Raw genomic sequence first — 21,175 nt, forward strand, 5'->3', positions numbered from 1 at the left:
TCTCGATTTTAGTTTTAAGAGTTCAGCTTCAAGCTGTTTAACATGCTCAGTGCTTGTATCAACAGGAGCTGAATCATCTTGGCGTTGTATATTAACAGCCTTACCTGATGAATTCATTTTAGCCCTTCTCCCACGTTTCTTATCTCTTAAGGCATCAGGACCAGCCGCTCTATAATCATTTACCCACCTAGCGATAAGAGCATTATTATTAATCCCTATCGAAAGAGCCAGTTCCTGATAAGATACCTCACTTGTTAAATAAGACTCTACCACACCAAGCTTAAATTCAAAAGAATAAGCTTCGTTCTTTCTTGAACGTTTTAATCCATCATCACCAAGTTCTTCGTAGTAATGTACCCAATTGAGAACTTGTCTTCTGTTTTTTACTCCATATTTTTCTGCTAAAAAAGTATAACCTCCTTCGCCACGTAAATATGCATCTACAACTTTCTTTTTAAACTCATAACTGTATGCAGCCATAAAAATACCGACCTCCAATTGTTAGATTTTTGGTCTAACTTTTGGGGGTCGGTACATTATGAGATGTTTATTTAAACTTACTCTGTAAAAGGCTCAGATATTTCGATATGACCCATTAAGGTTTCGGCTTCTTGTCCATCAATTAAAAATTGTACTTTATCTACCGTATCTAATGCAAGAAGGGTTTTAACTACTTGGTCAATCATCAAGATTTCTTGTAAAGAACCTCCTGCAAGTCCTTCACCTTTAAAATTAACCATAGCTGTTTTATCTTTTACGGTTACATTATTTAATTTTACAGAATCGGGAAAAGCTGTATCAAGGTCCTTTACCCCAGGCTCTGAATTTTCATCATAGTCTATATCATCATCATCCATAATAGCTCTCACTACTGCTTCCTCTAAAGGTATGTCAGTATATTCGATTACTCTTTTTAGAGGAATAACCTTTTTTAAACTTTCATCTCCTGTTTCCATGTATGTTTCATTAGCAAAATATAGGGTTACCTCTTCTTTTTTTTCATTTTTGTCTAAATCAATATCATCGTTGTCGTTTTGATCCTCAATTTCTACATCCCCTGGATCCTTATCAGCATTAGTACACGCTGTTAGGGTGAAGATAAGCATTAAGCTTAAAAGTATTACTAAGTATTTCCTCACAGTTACCACTCCTTTCGCATTTACTTAAAGTATACTTCAAAGTATTCCACAAATCCTGTTAAGTAAAGAAAAATATTTTTAAATATGTTTTATATTATCCCCAGTTAGGCAAATATTATTTAGAGAAACTTATTTGGACTTATGCGACAAAATAAGTTAAAATTAACAAACATTTATCCTAAATAAATGCTAAAATTAAGTATAATTCTCATTTAAATAAAATGGTCTAAAAAATAATCATTAATAAAAAAGGAGTGTTTAAAATGCCGTATACTTTCTATCATGAAATCTTAGAAAACCTCCCTATTGGCTATGCGTATAGTAAAATTTTATATAATGAAGCTGGGAAAGTATATGATTTTGAATTCTTAGAGGTAAACTCCTTATTTAAAAAGTTTTCGGGATTAGATATAGATAAAATAGAAGGTAAAAGAGCAAGTGAAGTATATAAGGAACGCACAGAAGAAATTAATTGGATTGAATTTTGCTCTGATGTAGCCTTAAATACCGGAAGTAAGACAATTGAACAATACTGGAATTTATCCCACTCTGGCTATCGGATTAAACTGTATGTACCTAAAAAGGATTATTTAATTGCCTTTCTCACGGATATTACGAAGGAAATAGAACAAATCAGAATTCTAGATCGGTTTTTTTCTATTAACCTTGATTTACTATGTATAAGTGATTTAGCAGGAAACTTTATCAGGCTGAATAAAGAATGGGAATGGGTCTTAGGCTACCCTCTTGAGGAGATAGAAAATAAGAATATTCTGGATTTTATCCATCCAGAAGATATAGAGCCAACCATGAATGCGTTAGAAAAATTGGGAAATAATAAACAGGTATTTAATTTTATTAATCGTTATCGCAGGCAAGATGGAACTTATCGATATATAGAATGGCGTTCTCAGCCTGATGGTGAATTAATTTATGCAGCGGCTAGGGATATCACAGATCGCAAAAAGATGGAAGATACTTTACGTGAAAGTGAAGAAAAGCATAAAGAGTTAGTGAGAGTTTTAAATAAATCGGCAAATTATGATCAGCTAACTAATTTGCCGAATCGCAGATTATTTTTTGAAAGGCTAAAACAAGAAATCAAACAAAGTAATCGAGAAAGCATTATGTTTGCTCTAATGTTTATTGATTTAGATGGTTTTAAAGGTGTAAATGATAAGTATGGGCATGATATTGGTGATAAATTATTAATCGAGACGGCTAGTCGAATATCGGGTTGTGTACGCTCTTCTGATACTGTAGCTCGCATGGGTGGAGATGAATTTACGGTAATCCTTCGTAGTATTACTAGTAAGGAAGATATTAAAAAAGTAGCACGTAATATCCTACAAGCCCTTCATCAACCTTTTTATCTAGATGAATATAAATGTTTAATTGGAGCCTCTATTGGAATAGCCTTATATCCGAGGCATGGTGAGGATGCTGAAATTCTTTTGGCTAATGCAGATGAGGCCATGTATATAATTAAACATAAAGATAAAGGATCGTTTTGTTTTTATGATGAAGAAAACTGCAAAGAGAAGTAAGTAATCCGGTTTATGGGGGTGCCTATAAGCCGGATTTTTGTGTCTAGTATTATATTTAGATGTAAATAGCTATTTATGAATAAATAATTAAGATAAGCTATTCAATGAAATAAGTAATTTAATTAAGAAATTCTTAAGAATTATCCTTAGTTGATATTAAGATTTACCCGCTATAATTTAGTCATAGGCGATCAAGGAGGAAAATACATGAGCAAGTTTAGTGTTTTAGTAGTAGATGATGAGCCAGAAATTTCGGATGCCATTGAAATTTATTTGAAAAATGAAGGCATAAATGTAATTAAGGCTAAAGATGGTATTGAAGCAATTGAAAGGTTAAATGAGCATACTATTCATTTAATTATTTTAGATATTATGATGCCGCGCTTAGATGGAATTGCTACTACTTTTAAAATCAGAGAAAAAGAAAACATTCCTATTATTATTTTAAGTGCTAAAAGCGAAGATATGGACAAAATTCATGGGCTTCAGGTGGGGGCAGATGACTATATGACCAAGCCCTTTAATCCTTTAGAGTTAGTAGCTCGTGTGAAATCACAACTGCGTAGGTATGTATCCCTTGGAACTTATGAAGGAAAAGAAAAAATTATTAACTTAAATGGTCTTACCTTAGATCAATCGGCCAAAGAAGTAACGGTACATGGGGAAATAATTAAACTAACTCCGACAGAATACAAGATAATCGAGCTATTAATGACTAATGCAGGAAGGGTCTTTTCAATTACCCAAATTTATGAACAGGTCTGGCAAGAGCCTGGTTATAATGTGGAAAATACCGTAGCCGTGCATATTAGAAAGATTCGCGAGAAAATTGAAATTGATCCAAAAAATCCAAGACACTTAAAGGTGGTGTGGGGAATTGGTTACAAAATTGAAAAGTAAATTACCCTTAATTGCAGTTCTTTTATTATTTACCTTTGGTCTAAATGGTTTATTCTTTTTAACATCCTCCAATCATCAATATTTTAAAGATAATTATTTTGAAACAAGGGAGTTTGCAGGCACTTATGAGGAATTTATCAATCAATTAAGTGTGTATGAATTAAACTATCAGCCTCCAGAAGAAATAAAAAAGGAAATTAAAGTGACGAGCGCAGAAATTGAGGAACATCGCTTTCGTTATGGCGATTTAGGGACGCAAGTTCAGGATCTTAAGTCTCAATATGAAGATAAAATAAGAGAGGCCACGGACAATAATAATCCTGAACTAGTAAAGATTTATACGACAGAACGAGATGCCAAGATAAAGGATATTACCCAAAACTTCACAGATGATGAGCATGTTAGGGTAAAGGTTATTGGAGAAAAAGAAGAAAAGATAGATAAATATTATCAAGAATTAGATCAGAGAAGGGCAGAATTTAATAGTAGCAAGGAAGGTTTTACGTATTATTTAACAGATACAGCAACGGGCGAAGTTTATACTAATCTTCCCCAAAAGGAGATCAAAGAAGTAAATAATATTTTAAGCCAGGAAAATACTATATTTGTGAAAAACTATGTTAAAACAGGAGAAAATGTTTTAGTGGCAAAGGCAGACCATAGATTTGAATATAGTGACTTAATTAATGAATTAAAGAATCCTATGAATAAAAGATTTAGTGGAAAGATTGCTGTAATGAAAGCTAGTGCAGAAAACAATAGCCTCGTGGCTAATTATAAAAATTATCAAAAGACACAGTATTTTGCCTATTTATTATTAGCTTGTGCTTTACTAGCCTTAGTGAGTAGTATCTATCTAACTCGTAAATTAAAGATTATCGAAAATAGTAACAATGGACTAGAAAATCTTAGAACTACCTACGAGCGTTTGCCCCTTGATGTAAGGGTAGTTAGCTTTATCGTCACAGGAATTATAGCCTTAGGGTACTTAAAACAAGATTATTTCTTCTACTACTATAATTATATTTGGGAATTTATACGAGTAACCATTTTTTATCTCATTCAGGCTGGTTTTTTTGTAGGGGCAACCCTGGTCCAAGGTAAGTTATTATGGGATAAATTAAATGATTATGCCAGTTTAGAAGATGAATGGCAAGGGAGTTTAACTTTAAAAACTTATCAAGCTGTAAAGGAAGCCTTTTTAATTAGAAGTATCGGTTTTCGAGTTATCATAATTTTAACTATAGTATTTGCTCTAGGAGTAGGGGCGATAGCTGTGCTCATGGAGCCAGAGATGATTATCATCTATTTACCTTTTTTAGTAATAGTGGGTTTACCAATGTTCATTATAATTTTTAAGCGCACAGGTTACTTTAATAAAATTCTTATTAATACAGAGGAGTTAGTAAAAGGTAATTTAGAACCAGATATCGAGGTAAAAGGAAAATCAGAATTGGCTACTTTAGCAAATAATATTAATACTTTAAAATTCGGGGTTAAAGTATCTAAAAGAGAACAAGTGAAAAGTGAACGCTTAAAGACAGAATTAATTACCAATGTCAGCCATGATTTGCGCACTCCGCTAACTTCGATTATTAATTATACAGAATTATTAAAAGATGAAAATTTAGCTGAGGAAGAAAAAAAGGCGTATGTCGAAATAATTGATCGCAAGTCGCAAAGATTAAAAGTTTTAATTGATGATTTATTTGAAGCCTCTAAAATGGCCAGTGGAAATATTGACTTAAACAAGGAAAAGGTGGATTTAGTGCAATTACTTCAGCAATCTTTAGCTGAGCATAATGAAGCAATTGGTAAATCAAGCTTAAACTTTAAAGTTAAAATGCCGGAAGTTCCATTGTATGCCCAGGTAGATGGACAAAAGTTATGGCGTGTTTTTGATAATCTAATTACTAACATTTTAAAATATGCCCTGGAAAATACGAGAGTCTATATTACCTTAGAAAATATCCATAACAAAGTGATTATTTCCTTTAAAAACATTACAAAATACGAGTTAAGTGAAAATATAGATGAATTATTCGAAAGATTTAAAAGAGGGGATAGCTCTAGAAATACTGAAGGATCAGGCTTAGGTTTAGCCATTAGTAAATCTATCTTAGAACTTCATGAGGGCAATCTAGATATTGAAGTAGATGGAGATTTATTTAAAATTACCCTTACCCTGGATCCTACTTTAAACTAAATTACTAGTATAGTCATTTCCTGATACTCAATATTTATGCACTAATTTGCACTTTAAAATACTAAATCACTTACACACGTATAAAAAGGTTTCTTGTTCGTTATGTGAATAAGGAACCTTTTTTGGGGTAAATTAAAATACAAATCAGATAATTTCAAGAAAAAGTTTAAAGTATAGAATAAAAAAATATTATCTTAGTCATAAAGCCTTTCTTTTGAATTTCTTTAATAGTAAGATTAAAGAAGAATGTTTTTTTAAAAAGCCAGTATGGTTTAAATAATGATATTTTAAAGGATGGGGGGCTTTTATGAATTTATTATTTATAGCAGGAGTTATTCTGCTTCTTTGCGCACTTTCAAGTAAAGTGTTGTATCGCTATGGAATTCCAACTCTGATTGCCTTTTTAGCAATTGGAATGATTATGGGATCAGAGGGTATAGGGGGCATTCAATTTGATAACATTGAACTTACCCAATTTGTCTGTAACATTGGTTTAATTTACATCATGTTTTCTGGAGGGTTCGGAACCAGCTGGAAGACAGCAAAGCCAGTAGCTCGTGCAGCAGGAGTCCTTGCTACACTAGGGGTTGTACTTACTGCTTTTTTAATAGGAATTTTTGCGCATTTTGCTCTTAAGCTTTCTTTTTTAGAAGGAATGCTCCTCGGTTCCATTATCTCTTCGACAGATGCTGCGTCGGTTTTTTCAATTTTGCGTTCCAAAAGTCTAAACCTTAAAAATGGTTTAGCACCTTTATTAGAAATGGAAAGTGGCTCAAATGACCCGATGGCTTATATGCTAACTACTATTTTTATCGGTTTAATTGTGGGGCAAGGAAATAATATTTTCCTAATGCTAATTACCCAAATTGTTGTGGGTGCCTTGGTTGGAGTTATTGTGGCCAAATCAGCAGTATGGTTAATAAATAATATAAATTTAGATATTGATAGCCTGTATTCGATTATTGTGATTGCTGTGGCAATTCTATCTTTCTCGGGTGCTAGTCTTCTTTCCGGTAATGGATTTTTAGCGGTATATATTACAGGATTAATCATGGGGAATAAAAAATTAGTACATAAGGTAAGCTTAGTGCGTTACTTTGATGGTATTTCATGGTTAATGCAAATTTTACTGTTTTTCACCTTAGGTCTTTTAGTTTCGCCTTCTGCCGTGATAAATGTAATGGTACCAGGCATTGCAACTGCTATCTTCATCATTTTCATTGCTCGTCCGATAGCAATGTTAGGAATTTTATATTTTTGTAAAACACCCATTAAAGATCAATTACTCGTTTCTTGGGTCGGTTTTAGAGGAGCAGCATCGATAGTTTTTGCCACCTATCCTTTAAACGCTGGAATTGGGGTAGCGGATTATATTTTTAATATTGTATTTTTTGTGGCCTTAGTATCCGTCCTAGTACAAGGAACTTTATTAGTGCCCATCGCTAAAAAGCTCGATTTACTAAGTGAAGATGAAACAGTTCTCAAAACTTTTACGGATTATTCGGGAGAAATTCATGCGGAATTACTTGAAATTAATATTCCTGAAAAAAGCTCAATGGTTAATAAGAAAATTATGGATTTAGATATACCCATAGAGATTTTAATTGTCATGATTAAAAGAGAAGGTAAAATTATTACCCCTAAAGGTAATACCGTAATTAAATCAGGTGATACTGTAATGTTAGCTGGAAAGAATAAAGAACAATTATTTGCAATAGATACAAAATTTAATCAGATTCATAGTTTTGCCTAGATTAAAATATAAAAAAAGAGGCATTATATAAAAGGTTATTGATTTTTTTTAGATAATTATAACATTAAGAACAAGAGTAAATTACTTCAATGTAATGAGAATAAAGGAGGAGTAAAGATGATTTCCAGTAAATTATTAGATGCTTTAAACGAACAAGTAAAATTTGAGTTAGATTCGGGTCATTTATATGTAGCTATGGCAGCTTATCTAGCTGATGAAGGATTAGATGGTTTTTCTCACTTTTTCATCGTGCAAGAGCAGGAAGAAAGATTTCATGCTATGAAGTTTTTCCGTTTTATCAATGAAATGGATGGTAAAGTGGTTATCAAAGGCTTAGAAAATCCAGATAATGAATATGAATCTGTCTTAGATGTGTTTGAAAAGGCCTTAAACCATGAAAAAGAAGTTACAAAGAGAATTTATAATTTAATGGATTTAGCCATTGAAGAAAAAGAACATACCACCATTAACTTCTTAAAGTGGTTTATTGATGAGCAATTAGAAGAAGAAAATACCATGAAAGATATAATTAAAAAATTAAAATTCAATCAAGGCGATACCAGAGCTATCTTTATGCTTGATACAGAAATGGCTCAAAGAGTATTCACTCCTCCGGTAAACGAAGGATAAAAGATAAAAAACCGCTAGTGTTAGCGGTTTTTTACTTATAACTTAAATTTCTCTAATGGTTTTGGTTATTTTGCCAATACAATTTGATTTATGACTTAGTTTAATAATTTGCTTTTTCGTCGTAATATATGATATTCACATAAAATATAGAAGTGAAAAGAAAAACCTCCTCTGTAAGAACATTTTTAATTGTTCCACAAAGAAGGTTAAATTTACTATAAGATGAATTTAATTTTAATAGGAATCTGCTTAAAATAAAAAACTTTATTAAAATAAGCAATATCACGAATTAATTTTAAAATTGAAATTTATTGTTCTGCTTTTAATATTCTTTCCATATCATCAAATAATTTATCTACCGAATTGTCGGGCCTTTTCGTTATTAAACTTACTATGATTACTGCAAGATAAGAGAGGAAAACGCCTGGGATCATTTCATATAAAAATGCTGATAATCCACTAGCAATCCAGATAATAACGGTTAAGCCGCCGACAACCATCCCAGCGAGTGCGCCCCATTTAGTCATTCTCTTCCAATAAAGGCTTAACAGGAGTGCTGGTCCAAATGCTGAACCAAAACCAGCCCATGCTTGTCCTACAATATCCAGGATAGTTTTATTAGGTAAATATGCAAAAATAGTAGCTACTGCAGCCACAATTAAAACAGATAATCTACCCATAAATACCTGCTCTTTATCTGTAGCATCCTTCTTGAAAAAGGTTACAAAAAAATCTTTCGTAATTGAACTAGAAGAAACTAAAAGTTGCGAAGAAATTGTACTCATAATAGCAGCTAGCACAGCAGCTAAGATAATTCCCGTAATGAAAGGATGAAATAAAATATCACCTAATTGTAAAAATACTGTTTCTGGATCTTGTAAAGGTGTACCTTTTTCATTAAAGTAAACTAAACCTGTTAAACCACTGGCAACTGCTCCTAAGAGTCCAATAGCCATCCAACTAATTCCTATCCTACGAGCTGACTTTATTTCCTTAACAGATTTTATGGCCATAAAACGTACTATTATATGTGGCTGTCCAAAATAACCAAAACCCCACGCTAAAAAGCCAAGAATTGTCGCAAGGCTCGTCCCTCTAAAAATATCAAATAAAGCAGGATCTATCGCTTGTACTTTACTAATAAAAGTACCAGGAGTAACTCCAATATTAGAGAAGGCAACGATAGGTACAGCAACTAAAGTAATAAACATTAATGTTCCTTGGAAAAAGTCCGTTAAACTTACAGCTAAAAATCCTCCAAAGTATGTATAACAGATTACAACAGATAAAGTAATAATGACCCCAGTCGTATAAGATAAACCAAAGATATTATCAAAAAGTTTACCACCAGCGACAATTCCGGAAGAAACATATAAAACAAAGAAAACTAAAATAATAACGCCCGACATCAGTCGAAGAGCTTTGGTCTTATCTTCAAAGCGATTTTCTAAATAATCAGGAATGGTTAAAGAATCATTCGCAATTTCTGTATATACCCTAAATCTTGGTGCTAATAAAAGATAGTTAAAATATGCCCCCACAGTTAATCCAATCGCAAGCCAGAGACTAGAAATACCAGTTGCATAAACAGCTCCGGGTAGACCCATCAACATCCAACCGCTCATATCACTAGCCCCTGCAGATAAAGCAGTTACCAAAGGACCAAGGCCCCTGCCTCCTAATAAATAGTCAGAAATATTAGTAGTTCTTTTGTAAGAATAATACCCTATTGCTAGTAAAATACTCATATATACTAAAATAGCAATAAAATTATAATACTCCATATCATTTCTCCTCTCTTCAGTATATAACCTTAAAATAAACTAAAAATCACCATGATTATATTACCATATTAGATTAAACTCGACAATTAAAATGATTTAGTAAAATGTTAATGTGGTAAAGGATAATTTTTTATCATAAGTGAAGCAATAGCGAGTTCAAAGTCTTCCTATAATTGCCGTAGCTACTTTCTTTAACATTGATTGAGCGTGCGTAGCGTTGATAAAAAATTATCCTTATTAATTGGGTATAATAAATTGTATTACGTATACACTAAATTTTTTAGTGTAATTAAAAAAACATTATTATATAATAAAGTATAGATTCGGAAATTAACGAAAGAGAGGACGATATTAATGCAATTAACGTATAAGGGTAAAACAAAAGACGTATATTCTTTAGAAGATGGCAATTATTTATTAAGATTTAAAGATGATGTGACTGGTGAAAATGGTGTATTTGATCCAGGTGCAAATACCGTAGGTTTAACGATTGAAGGTGTAGGTAGGGCAGGACTTAGCTTAACTAAATTTTTCTTTGAAAAATTAAATGCTGAGGGGATACCGACTCATTATGTCGACGCTGATATTGAAAATGCTACTATGACTGTAAAACCTGCTGAACTTTTCGGTAATGGTTTAGAAGTAATTTGTCGTTACCGTGCAGTAGGAAGTTTTTTAAAACGTTATGGTATGTATGCAAAAGAAGGACAAGCATTAGATGCCTTTGTTGAAGTTACTCTTAAAGATGATGCTAAAGGTGATCCACCAATTAACGAAGATGCTCTTGATATGTTAGGTGTTTTAACTAAAGAAGAATATAAGGAATTAAAAGAACTTACCCAAAAAATTGGGGGAGTAGTTAAAGAAGAATTAGCTAAAAAAGATATTGACTTATATGATATTAAATTTGAATTTGGTCGCATCGGAGAAAACAAGCATATAGCTCTGATTGACGAAATCTCAGGTGGTAATATGAGAGCCTACAAAAACGGTGAATATATCGAGCCTTTACAATTAGAAAAATTAATGCTTTCAAAGTAATTTTTTAGACCGCTGTGTAAACAGTGGTCTTTTTCACACATCAAAAAAACAGGAAAAACTATATTAATATAGAAAAATGATATAATAGAATAAAGTAATATTTAAAGGAAAGTATTACTTAAACGAATCTATTATTTAAATGAAAGGATGATTAAAATGAGTAGTAAAAAAATGAGCATTAAGGTTTGTGATATACCTAGTTGTCATAACGTGCCTAATAATACATTGCGTATAGCTATTAAAGAAGCTATCAAAGAATATAACCTTGAAGACAAATTGGAATATGTAAAAAATGGTTGTACAGGTCATTGTACTCCTTTTGTTTTTATTGAAGATGGAGATGATAGATATCTTTATGCTGATCTTACCCCGGAAAAGGTAAAAAGAATCATTAAAGAGCATGTATTAGAAGGAAAACCAGTAGCAGAATTAGGTGGTAAATTTTAACATGACTAAGAAAGAAGGATTGTAATGAGAACTTCGGTAAAAAGAGTAGCAGCGATACATGACTTATCAGGGTTTGGCAGATCATCCCTTTCCCTAGTAATTCCTATTTTATCGATAATGGGAGTTCAAGCCTGTGCTGTGCCGACAGCAATCTTATCAACGCATACAGGTGATTTTGAAGGATATAGTTTTCATGACTTTACAGATCACTTAGAAGGGTATATTAATCACTGGCATCAATTAGGGATTGATTTTGATTGTATTTACAGTGGGTTTTTAGGTTCGCCGCGCCAAATAGATATTATTTCTAAAATGATTGATGATTTTTCAGGTGATAATACTTTAATAGTAGTAGATCCTGTTATGGGGGATGGGGGTGAGCTTTATTCAACGATGTGCTCTCAGATGGTTGCTAAAATGAAAACTTTAATTGAAAAAGCAGATATTATTACCCCTAATATAACAGAAGCAGCATATTTATTAGGCGAAAAATACGAAGAAGATTTATCTGAAGCACAAATAAAGGATTGGCTAATACGTTTAGCTGATATGGGTCCAAGTACAGTTATTATAACGAGTATTCCAGATACTCAGAATGATAAGAATATTTGTACAGTAGCATATGATAAGAAGATGAAACGTTTTTGGAAGGTGAGTACCTACCGTATTCCAGCTCACTTTCCAGGCACAGGGGATACTTTTACAAGTGTAATTGTAGGTAGTATTTTGCAAGGGGATAATTTACCGATGGCTTTAGATAGAGGAGTGCAATTTGTTGCTGAGGCTATGAGAGTAAGTTATGGCTATGATTATCCCAAAAGGGAAGGAATTTTGATTGAAAAGGTACTAGGAAATTTAAAAATGCCGTTTTTAGTTAGCGGTTATGAAGAACTATGAGAAAATAAAAACAGGTTTTTAGTTTAAATTGTCGAATATTCTATCTCAGTATGGTACATTTGTGACATAAATAAATTTTAAATATAAGGATGAGCTGCATATGCAAAATATTTTACTTTACTTTCTTCAATCCTTGCCAGAATGTATCGGATTAATTTCTTTTAGTTTAGTCTTAGCCCAGGTTCCTTTAAAATGGGATAGAATATTTATTTTTGGGTTATTTTTAGCAATCTTTACCTATGTAATTAAAATACTACCAATAGCTGCGGGAATACATCTTTTAAGTGCTATATTTTTAATTTTTATATTTATTAATCTACAAACTCATGTTTCGGCCCCGAAGAGTTTTATTGTTAGCTTTGGTAGTATAGTAGTTTTAGCCCTTTTAGAGTATGTATTTCATGAAGGAATTAGCTTAATTACTAGATTAAGTATGGAAGAATTAATGCATAATCAAACTATCTGGGCTTTAATTGGATTTTTCCAATCCTTATTGTTTATTAGTCTTGCCATCTTAATTAGCAAGGTAAGAAAACCAGATGAAGGGGCATGGAAAAGATGAGTTATCTTCCATTTAGTAAAAGAGTTGCTAGAAGTTTAGCAAGTGCAAATAATCTCTCTGCTGAGCAGGAAGAAATTATTACCTATGGCTTGGAATTATTAGTTTTAAACTTACTTAATTTAATTGCTACTTTACTAGTGGGCTTCATGTTAGGTGTTTTTTCAGAAACTATCTTTTGTGCTTTAACTGTAATGGTTTTTAGGCAAGTAGCAGGGGGGGCTCATTCCAATTCTCCCTGGAGATGCTTGTTAGTCACAGCTAGTGTGATCCCTATTTTATCTTTAGCGGGTAAATTTTTAGCTACGGAGGGACAAGCATTTATAAATATTCTATCTATTATGACAATTGTGATAGGTTTTTTAGTTATTATTAAATATGCACCTAGTGATACACCAGAAGCTCCTTGTTTATCACCTGCTAGAAAACGCAAAATGAAAAATTTATCTATTTTTGCGATACTAACCTTCTCGCTAATTATTGGAATATTAAGCTATCCGTCCTTTACTTTTCTAGTAAATATTAAAGTAAGTATAGTCCTAGCAATGGTTTGGATTAGTTTTATTCTAACTCCTATTGGATATTCTTTCATGTCTCATGTTGACATGATACATATTAAAAGGTGAAAAGGAGGGAATGTTATGAAAAATTTATTTTATCGTTTTTCTGGAGTAGCAATCGCAGCTTTATTCGTAGTAGCTAAATTTGGAGCATCAACCATGTGTATGTTTGGACACTATCAACCAGAAACTCCAAAGTCTTTACAAAAGTAACTTTAAGGGGTGGTTTTTTCCACCCTTTTTTTCTTAAGATTGGAGGTGAAACTCTTGTATATCAAAGATAATGATACCCAAAGAAAAAAAGAAATATATGAACATATAACTATGGTTAACATTTTTTCACTATTTATTGTAATGGCTACCCTCATCTTAGGAGGGGATTTTTTTCAAGAAGAATTATATACCAGTATAGATATAAAAGTAATATTTTTCTTAATGATAAGTTTAATCAGTTTTACACTTATTCTTGCTTATTTATCTAAAAATCGTTCTACGCAAAAGAAGAAATTCATCACAAAATATGATGTTTTTTATATTCTGTTATTCACCCTAGGGGCTGTGTTCGCTTTATTGTTAGTGGGAGATAAATTTTATTTTGCTGAGGTTATTTTATTATTGCCAATTATTATCGCTGCTTCTATTTGGGGCAAAAGATGTGGCTTACTAATGGCAACAATGTGCACTTTTATTTTATTTATAAATTATTTTACGGAAAATACGCTGGGCCATTTTTGGCAGGGTATTGGAAAAAATCTGATTTTCATTAGCATTATGTATATTGTCGGTTGGTTTATTGGCGCAATTGCTGATTTAGAAGGTAATTACCGCCGTTCATTAACCATCCTAGCCCATACAGATTCCTTAACAGGTTTATATAATCATAGGTATTTTCAAGATAAATTAGCCGAATATAGTGAAACAGCAACCAAGGAAAGTCCACTATCCTTAGTGTTAATCGATATTGATAATTTTAAACATTATAATGATAGTTTTGGACATATTGCTGGTGATGATGTGATCAAGAAAGTAGCTAATGTCTTAAAAACGACCCTAAATGACCAGGGTTTTGTAGCAAGGTATGGGGGCGAAGAGTTTGTGGTAGTTTTACCTAATTGTTCTAGTGAACAAGCAGCTCTAGTGGCGGAAGAAATGAGATATAGAGTTAGCAAATGTAAATTTATGGGACATAGGTATCAATTAGAAGAACGAATAACTATTTCTAGTGGAATTTCTAGTTATCCTAGTCACGCTAAAGATATCAAAGAATTACTTAAATATGCTGACCAGGCTTTATATCGGGCAAAAAGCATGGAAAAGAATAAAGTAGAAATATATTTTTCTATTTTTGACAATTTAGAACTAGGTGAAAATGAGCAGGATGTCTTAAACACTATTTATACCTTGATTTCTGTGATTAATGCTAAAGATAGATATACTTATGGTCATTCAGAAAGGGTAAAAGATATCTCGATGAAATTGGCCAAAACAATTAATTTAAAAGCACAAGACCTGAAAATTTTAGCGCAAGCAGCTGCTCTTCATGATATCGGAAAAATTGAAGTAAGCCGTGGTGTTTTAAATAAAGTAGATAAACTAACAGATGAGGAATTTATCAAAATTAAAAATCATGCTGTCTGGGGTAGTGAAATAGTCAAGGAGATTGAACCACTAAGACCTGCATCTGACATTATTTTATATCATCATGAAAACTATGATGGCACAGGATACCCGGAGGGTTTAAAAGGTGAGCAAATTCCAATACTAGCCAGGATCATTCGTATAGTTGATAGCTTTGATGCGATGGTGTCCAATAGACCCTATAAAAATACCATGTCAAAGTTAGAAGCTTTAGCTGAATTAAAAAGGTGTTCTGGAACAATGTTCGATCCTGTTTTAGTAGAAGATTTTATTAATATGATTAGAGAAGAAAAAATAAAAAAATATAATATTTAAAATTTTGTCATAACCGTGGAACATTAAACCTCCTTTTTCGATATTATGAAAGTATAGGGAAAAATATTTTCCCTTTAAAATAAATTAATGGAGGATGATGAATTTATGTGGCCTGAAGGCAAGCAAGCAGAATCACAGGTAGAAGTTAGCGCGATAGAGTCTAATGGTGTAGTAGTTCAGCAAAGTGATGATAGACGTCTAAACTATCCGGTTAGGCAAGGATGTGCTGATGTTACTGGTGGCACGCAAAGTGATTGTATTAATACGCCAGTAGATATAGTGGCAATCGATACGGGTGTAGTAGCAAAAATACCAGTAGTGCTGAGTGAGTTTACCGTGCAAGTAAATGCTTCTTCTCTAATTACATTACCTGAAAATGCCTTAGAGATTAAGAACATTAAGAAGAAACTTAAAATTACCCAGTGTATTCTTTTACAAGACACTAATATGCTATTTATTAAAGGATATGTGCGTAAAAATATAGATTATTCTACTCGTAATTGTGCTAATAATGCTGCCGTGTGTGGAAATCTTCGTCACTGTACAGTTGATGTACCATTTTCTTGTACCACTCCTGTAACTTTTAATGGTATCGCTCCAGCGCCATTAATTAATGGTACCTCAAATGAGTTCCAGTTTATGAGAAAAGAAGATTTAAATGATGATCCTAGTTTTGCAGAAAAAGATGAATTATTATCTGGCGACTTTTCCGAATATAATCAAAGTAGTACTGAGTTTTATAATGAAAGACCATATTGCGAATTAATTAGTAGTAGAATCGTGGAATATGATGAATATATTAATTGGACCAGGCCTACATGTGGTAAGTATCCTTTCGAAGAAAGAGAATTTAATAAAATCGAAGAAAAAATGGTGATTTTCTTAACGTTAAAATTATTACAAAAAAGGCAAGTAGTAGTTCCAGCAACACTAGGCTAAATATAAAATAATAGAATATGAAATTTAGAGAGGTAGCTTTTAAAGCTATCTCTTTTTTTAGCGAAAAATGAATAAATCATACTTAACTAACCAATAATGGTAGTAAATAGATATTTGAAAATTTTACGCAGAGGATTGGATAGAGAATGTTTGAAAAAATTAAAAATAAGATTTTCGATAAAGAAAAAGAGGTCGTAAAAGATAATTTTAAAAAAGACCCTCAAGAATATTATTTAACTACCTCATTAGCAGACAATATCCAAATCTTTAAAGAAATTTTCGCCAAGGATGATACCGTAAATTTTAGATCGATCGAAAATGGTAGTGGATCCGTGAAATGTTGTCTTATTTATATTGATGGTATGGTGCAAGATAAAATTATCAATACTGATATAATGCGTCCCATCATGAAATGTGATATTCAAAATGATATTATAACGAACCTAGAAAATAAAATTATAAATTCAGGTGATATAAAAAGAGTAAGTGATATTTCTGAAATGATTGCGCCCTTTTTATATGGAAAATCCATTTTATTAATCGAAGGATATGCTGAAGGTCTAGTTATTGGCACCATAGGCTGGGAGCATAGAAGTATATCAGAGCCAGTTTCAGAAAATGTAGTAAAGGGTCCAAGAGAAGGTTTTACTGAATCTATGAATGTAAATTTGACCTTAATTAGAAGAAAGATCTTAAATCCTGACTTAAAGATTGAATATAAAGAGATCGGTACACAAACTAAGACTAAAGTTAGTATTGTCTATATTGATGATATCGCAAATCCTAAAATAGTAGAGGAAGTACATAAAAGATTAGACGAGATTGATATAGATGGAATATTAGGTAGTAATTATATTGATGAATTAATTAAGGATGCCCCATATTCTCCCTTTGATACTATTGGTAGTACGGAAAGACCTGATGTGGTTGCAGGTGAGTTATTAGAAGGAAGAATTGCTATAGTAGTTGATGGAGTAAGCTATGTACTCACATTACCATTTATCTTTGTCCAATATCTTCAGACTAATGAAGATTATTATGTTAGTTATTATTACGGTACCTTTAATAGACTATTAAGATTATTAGCCTTTTTTATCACCACGAGTGTTCCTGCAATTTATGTTGCCTTAATTACCTATCATCAAGAGTTAATACCTACTCCTCTAGTAGTTAGTATCACAGCAGCAAATGAAGGAACACCTTTTCCGAGTTTTTTTGAATGTACACTTTTGTTATTAGTCTTTGAAATTTTGCGAGAAGGTGGGGTTCGGATTCCAACACCTGTAGGACCCGCTATCAGTATTGTGGGGGCCTTAGTACTTGGGGAGGCTGCTGTAAGTGCGAGATTTTTTAGTGCACCCATGGTAATTATCGTTGCTATTTCAGGTATTACAGGACTTATGTTACCTAAGATGTTAAGTCCATTGATATATACCAGAACTATTCTTTTAATTTTAGCAGGATTTTTAGGCTTGTATGGATATATGTTTGGAATTATTGGATTATTTATTCATCTTGCATCCATTAGATCCTTTGGCATACCATATTTACTACATTTAGGTTCTCTTAAAGGTCAAGACTTACAGGATACGGCTATTAGAGCCCCTTGGTGGTATATGAAGCTTAGACCAAAATTAATTGCTAAAAGAAATCAAGTAAGACAAGGTGCGCAGCAAAAGGCACAGAAAGGTAGATAATTATGAACAAAAAAATATTAATATCTATCTTAATTTTAAGCTTAACTTTCGTGTTAGTAGGCTGTTGGGATTACTCTGAATTAGATGAAAAAGCAATTGTTTCAGGTGCAGCTATCGATAAAGTTGGAGATGAATATGAAGTGACAATTGAATTTATTTCTACTGAAGGAAGTGGACAGGGATTTGAACTAACTCCGATTACCTATACTTCTCGAGGCATTACTTTTTTCGATGCTGTCAGGAATTTGATTTCTAAAGTAGGAATGAGGCTCTATTGGGCTCATGCTAAGATCATTGTAATTAGTGAAGAAATTGCCAGGGAAGGACTAGTGCCAATTTTAGATTTCATTAGCAGGGACCCTGAGTTAAGACCTGATATTCATTTAATTGTTTCAAGGGAAAAAACGGCTCGAGAAATTTTAATGGGTGAAGATAAAGGTCATGGGACTTTATCCTTTCATATGCGAGATATGTTAAAGGCACAAAAAAGTTTAGCCAAAATACCTAAAGCAGAAATGTGGAGATACAATCATGATTTAGGTTTTGATGGACTAAGCCCAATTTTACCTACTGTTCATGTGGTGAAAAGTAAAGCGCAAGTGGTTCCTGATTTATATGGAACCGCACTTTTTAAAAGGGACAAAATGGTAGGCTGGATAGATGGTAATCAAACTAAATTTTTACTTTTAATTCGAGATGAGTTAGAAGGTGGGTTACTTAATATTATAGGTATAGGTGAAAAGAATAATGCCGTAACTTTAGAAATCATTAGTTCTAAAACAAAACAAAAGCCTATTATACAGGATGGAGAATTAAGAATGACGGTAGAGGCTAAGATTGAAACAGGGATAGCAGAATTAGATAGCACAACTAATTTCATAGATAAAGAAGGCAGAAAAATGGTCAAACAACAGGCAGAAAAGTTAGTAAAAAAGGAAATGGAGAATTTAATCAAAGATATGCAACAAGATCATCAAACTGATGTCTTTAAATTTTCCTGTAATGTCCAAAGATATTTACCAGATACTTGGAAAGAAGTAAAAGGTAATTGGAGTGAAGTTTTTTGTAGTTTACCTGTCGAGGTCGAGGTAAAAGTAGAGATAAAAGGTAGTGCCTTAACCTCTAAACCTATTAAGGTGAGTGATTAGCATGGTTATTTTAATTATCTTAGCATATCTAATAATTGGTGTTTTAGAAATTTATCCTTTAATAGAACAAAAAAAGAAAAAAGAATTAATCGCTTATTCTTTAACTTTTTCGATCGCCTTTGTTATGAGTTTACTATTAAGTTTAGGAGTAGAAATTCCTAGCCCTGTTTATCCGATTGAAAATGCAGTAAAGGCTATTATGGGTCAGTAGTTAGTTTGGAGGAATAAATATGCTCAAAGAGGTTATTTCTGATCGGCAAGGGATTTCGATGATAATTCTATTTTTAGTAGGGTCCACTTCTATCTTTGGGGTAGGAATGATATCGCAAAAGGATATGTGGCTAGGAATTATTATGGCTTTAATTATGGTCTTGCCCTTAATTTTTATTTATATTCGTTTACATAATTTATTTCCCGATCAGGATTATTATGATATTTTAGAAATTTGTTTAGGTAAAGTATTAAGTAAGATAATTTTCTTCATTAAGTTTTTATGGATTGCCTATTTTACTGCTGATATTTTTGATACCTATGGGCAATTTATCAAGACCGTAAATTTACCTAATACCCCTCAAATAATACCTATACTTGCCATGGGCTTACTATCTATTTGGGTATTAAAAGAAGGTATTGAAGTCCTTGGGAGATGGTCGGAATTCTTTGTGTATTTTCCCTTTGGTTTACTGATATTTATGGTTATTTTATTAATTCCCCAAATAGAGATAACAAATGTAACTCCTGTTTTACAAGATGGCATTAGGCCTATTTTAAAAGGGGGATTTCAGACCTTTACCTTTCCTTTTAGTCAAATTGTAGTTTTTACGGCAGCTTTTCAGTACTTTAGGGATAAAAGGTCACCACGAAAGATTTATTTGTCAGGTTTTTTCATTTCCTTTATTTATATTTTTCTTATTGCTACCGTAAGCTTAGCGGTTTTAGGGCCAGATTCCATGGAGAGAATGTATTTTCCTATTTATAGTGCAGCAGCTAGAATCAGTGTGGGAGAATTATTACAAAGGCTTGAGATTATCGTAGCAACTTCTTTTATTTTAGGAGGTTTTGTAAAAGTATCGATTTTGCTTTTATGCACTACTAAGGCCTTCACTAAATTATTTGGCTTTACAGAGTATCGTTTTATTGTCGTTCCAATCGCATTAATTATTCTTAATTTATCCTATTTTGCTTATGATAGTATCATGCATTATTTTGAATTTAACTATGAGATTTGGCCAACTTTGTTATTTCCTTTTACTGTTATAATTCCCATACTTACTTGGATAATTGCAGAAATAAAGCACAGGGGTAAAAGGGGCAAAGGAAGTAAAAAGCGAACCTTAATTAACTAATATTTGAGGATGATAAATATGAAATTAACGCGAGAATTTTATAGTAGGGATACCTTAACAGTGGCTAAGGAGCTACTAGGAAAACATCTTATTCATAAGGTAGAGGGGGTAGAAAGGATAGGAGAAATAGTTGAAGTAGAGGCCTATGGGGGGATTATTGATAAAGCAGCACACTCTTATCAAGGAAAAAGAACCAAGAGAACCGAAGTAATGTTTGGAGAGGCTGGGCATGCCTATGTTTATTTAATTTATGGAATGTATCATTGCTTAAACATCGTTACTAGTACAATCGATAATCCAGAAGCAATTTTAATTAGAGCCTTAAAACCTATTAGTGGCATACCTCAAATTTCCCAGGACCGTTATGGAAAAATAGATTCAGACTTAACTAAAAGACAATATCTAAATTTACTAAACGGCCCTGGAAAACTAAGTAAAGGTATGGCTATAACTAAAGAGCATAATGGAATAGATTTATGTGCGGATACTTTATACCTAGTAGACCCCGGTCAGACTAAGGAGAAAATAGTAACATCTCCAAGGATCAATATCGACTACGCTGAAGAAGCCATCGATTATCCTTGGAGATATTACTTTGCAGATAATCCGTACATATCTAAAAAATAAAT

At 32.6% G+C, this 21,175-nt stretch carries 21 protein-coding genes; 18 read left to right on the top strand and 3 right to left on the bottom strand.

From position 1 onward, the window contains the following. Together B8965_RS05060 and B8965_RS05065 are read right to left on the bottom strand one after the other, a co-directional pair. The coding region (locus B8965_RS05060; RefSeq protein WP_143334223.1) for a helix-turn-helix domain-containing protein at positions 1 to 480 on the bottom strand (480 nt) is incomplete at its 3' end. Between the two features lie 77 nt (positions 481 to 557). Beyond that, positions 558 to 1,139, bottom strand: coding sequence for a GerMN domain-containing protein (locus B8965_RS05065; protein ID WP_084052771.1), 582 nt, complete (start codon positions 1,137 to 1,139; stop codon positions 558 to 560). A 263-nt stretch (positions 1,140 to 1,402) separates the two neighbouring features. Here B8965_RS05065 and B8965_RS05070 point away from each other — a divergent pair, with 263 nt between their 5' ends. The 5 genes from B8965_RS05070 to B8965_RS05090 all read left to right on the top strand — a co-directional run bounded on the left by B8965_RS05070 (position 1,403) and on the right by B8965_RS05090 (position 8,175). Further along, the gene (locus B8965_RS05070; protein ID WP_084052772.1) at positions 1,403 to 2,686 is read left to right on the top strand and encodes a sensor domain-containing diguanylate cyclase; all 1,284 of its coding nucleotides are present in this window, start codon (positions 1,403 to 1,405) and stop codon (positions 2,684 to 2,686) included. A 207-nt stretch (positions 2,687 to 2,893) separates the two neighbouring features. Then, entirely contained in the window at positions 2,894 to 3,586 is a 693-nt protein-coding gene (locus B8965_RS05075) for a response regulator transcription factor (RefSeq protein ID WP_084052773.1), read from the top strand. After that, positions 3,564 to 5,792, top strand: a complete 2,229-nt coding sequence (locus B8965_RS05080; RefSeq protein WP_084052774.1) for a HAMP domain-containing sensor histidine kinase — start codon at positions 3,564 to 3,566, stop codon at positions 5,790 to 5,792. Before B8965_RS05075 ends, B8965_RS05080 begins: the two co-directional genes overlap by 23 nt. Before the next feature lie 307 nt (positions 5,793 to 6,099). Continuing rightward, complete coding sequence (locus tag B8965_RS05085) at positions 6,100 to 7,545, top strand: potassium/proton antiporter (RefSeq protein WP_084052775.1); 1,446 nt, start codon at positions 6,100 to 6,102, stop codon at positions 7,543 to 7,545. Positions 7,546 to 7,662: 117 nt separating this feature from the next. Continuing rightward, entirely contained in the window at positions 7,663 to 8,175 is a 513-nt protein-coding gene (locus B8965_RS05090) for a ferritin (RefSeq protein ID WP_084052776.1), read from the top strand. Positions 8,176 to 8,483: 308 nt separating this feature from the next. Here B8965_RS05090 and putP read toward each other — a convergent pair whose 3' ends face one another. Continuing rightward, a complete protein-coding gene (putP, locus tag B8965_RS05095; RefSeq protein WP_084052777.1) occupies positions 8,484 to 9,959 on the bottom strand; it encodes a sodium/proline symporter PutP in 1,476 nt (491 codons plus the stop codon). Positions 9,960 to 10,313: 354 nt separating this feature from the next. Here putP and B8965_RS05100 point away from each other — a divergent pair, with 354 nt between their 5' ends. The 13 genes from B8965_RS05100 (at position 10,314) to B8965_RS05160 (ending at position 21,173) form a co-directional block, all read left to right on the top strand. Then, complete coding sequence (locus tag B8965_RS05100; protein WP_084052778.1) at positions 10,314 to 11,000, top strand: phosphoribosylaminoimidazolesuccinocarboxamide synthase; 687 nt, start codon at positions 10,314 to 10,316, stop codon at positions 10,998 to 11,000. Positions 11,001 to 11,156: 156 nt separating this feature from the next. Then, the gene (locus B8965_RS05105; RefSeq protein WP_084052779.1) at positions 11,157 to 11,447 is read left to right on the top strand and encodes a (2Fe-2S) ferredoxin domain-containing protein; all 291 of its coding nucleotides are present in this window, start codon (positions 11,157 to 11,159) and stop codon (positions 11,445 to 11,447) included. A 24-nt stretch (positions 11,448 to 11,471) separates the two neighbouring features. After that, positions 11,472 to 12,344, top strand: a complete 873-nt coding sequence (locus B8965_RS05110; protein ID WP_084052780.1) for a pyridoxamine kinase — start codon at positions 11,472 to 11,474, stop codon at positions 12,342 to 12,344. A 100-nt stretch (positions 12,345 to 12,444) separates the two neighbouring features. After that, on the top strand, positions 12,445 to 12,906 hold the full coding sequence (locus B8965_RS05115; protein ID WP_084052781.1) for a hypothetical protein: 462 nt from the start codon (positions 12,445 to 12,447) through the stop codon (positions 12,904 to 12,906). Next, positions 12,894 to 13,529 carry an accessory gene regulator ArgB-like protein gene (locus B8965_RS05120; RefSeq protein ID WP_084052782.1) on the top strand — a complete coding sequence of 212 codons (636 nt, stop codon included), beginning with the start codon at positions 12,894 to 12,896 and terminating at the stop codon, positions 13,527 to 13,529. The genes B8965_RS05115 and B8965_RS05120 overlap by 13 nt, the downstream gene beginning before the upstream one ends. A 15-nt stretch (positions 13,530 to 13,544) precedes the next feature. Next, positions 13,545 to 13,676, top strand: a complete 132-nt coding sequence (locus B8965_RS05125; protein WP_084052783.1) for a cyclic lactone autoinducer peptide — start codon at positions 13,545 to 13,547, stop codon at positions 13,674 to 13,676. Positions 13,677 to 13,730: 54 nt separating this feature from the next. Continuing rightward, complete coding sequence (locus tag B8965_RS05130) at positions 13,731 to 15,416, top strand: bifunctional diguanylate cyclase/phosphohydrolase (RefSeq protein WP_084052784.1); 1,686 nt, start codon at positions 13,731 to 13,733, stop codon at positions 15,414 to 15,416. A gap of 87 nt (positions 15,417 to 15,503) precedes the next feature. Beyond that, positions 15,504 to 16,355 (top strand): CsxC family protein, encoded by an 852-nt coding sequence (locus tag B8965_RS05135; RefSeq protein ID WP_242941932.1) that lies wholly within the window; start codon positions 15,504 to 15,506, stop codon positions 16,353 to 16,355. A gap of 146 nt (positions 16,356 to 16,501) precedes the next feature. After that, positions 16,502 to 18,052, top strand: a complete 1,551-nt coding sequence (locus B8965_RS05140; RefSeq protein WP_084052785.1) for a spore germination protein — start codon at positions 16,502 to 16,504, stop codon at positions 18,050 to 18,052. Positions 18,053 to 18,054: 2 nt separating this feature from the next. Beyond that, entirely contained in the window at positions 18,055 to 19,200 is a 1,146-nt protein-coding gene (locus tag B8965_RS05145; RefSeq protein WP_084052786.1) for a Ger(x)C family spore germination protein, read from the top strand. 1 nt (position 19,201) lies between these two features. Next, entirely contained in the window at positions 19,202 to 19,411 is a 210-nt protein-coding gene (locus B8965_RS05150; RefSeq protein ID WP_084052787.1) for a hypothetical protein, read from the top strand. A gap of 19 nt (positions 19,412 to 19,430) precedes the next feature. Further along, positions 19,431 to 20,546 carry a GerAB/ArcD/ProY family transporter gene (locus B8965_RS05155; protein ID WP_084052788.1) on the top strand — a complete coding sequence of 372 codons (1,116 nt, stop codon included), beginning with the start codon at positions 19,431 to 19,433 and terminating at the stop codon, positions 20,544 to 20,546. 18 nt (positions 20,547 to 20,564) lie between these two features. Then, positions 20,565 to 21,173, top strand: a complete 609-nt coding sequence (locus B8965_RS05160) for a DNA-3-methyladenine glycosylase (protein ID WP_084052789.1) — start codon at positions 20,565 to 20,567, stop codon at positions 21,171 to 21,173. Positions 21,174 to 21,175 lie beyond the last annotated feature (2 nt).

It is taken from the genome of Desulfonispora thiosulfatigenes DSM 11270, from assembly GCF_900176035.1.
Lineage (GTDB): Bacteria > Bacillota > Peptococcia > Peptococcales > Desulfonisporaceae > Desulfonispora > Desulfonispora thiosulfatigenes.